The following is a 249-nucleotide window of genomic DNA, read 5'->3' as shown; positions in this document are numbered from 1 at the left end:
ATCTCCCCTCCCTCCCAGAGCGTCATTCCCCCAAACCCCCACATCAATCCCTTCTTCTCCAATCGTTACATAACACAACCTTCCCTCTTCTAAACCAACACATACCAAACTCACATCAGCTTTCCCCCTCACTCTCAATTTCTCAACCGTAACCCCCCACTCTTCCAATAACCTCACCTCGATCTCCCCATAACCTTCTTCCAACCCTCCAACCACCTCTGCCACCAACTCTCACCCCCTCATCCCCAT

The 249-nt window shown here is 51.4% G+C and carries 1 pseudogene; it reads right to left on the bottom strand.

Annotated features, from left to right (window positions below):
* A pseudogene (locus tag FS628_RS32300) lies at positions 1-204 on the bottom strand (LysR family transcriptional regulator); the annotation flags it as partial.
* Between the last annotated feature and the right edge of the window lie 45 nt (positions 205-249).

The organism is Paenibacillus xylanexedens, from assembly GCF_007676705.1.
Lineage (GTDB): Bacteria > Bacillota > Bacilli > Paenibacillales > Paenibacillaceae > Paenibacillus > Paenibacillus xylanexedens_C.
The sequence above is the reverse complement of the archived record's forward strand: the minus strand, read 5'-3'. Positions and strand labels throughout refer to the sequence as shown.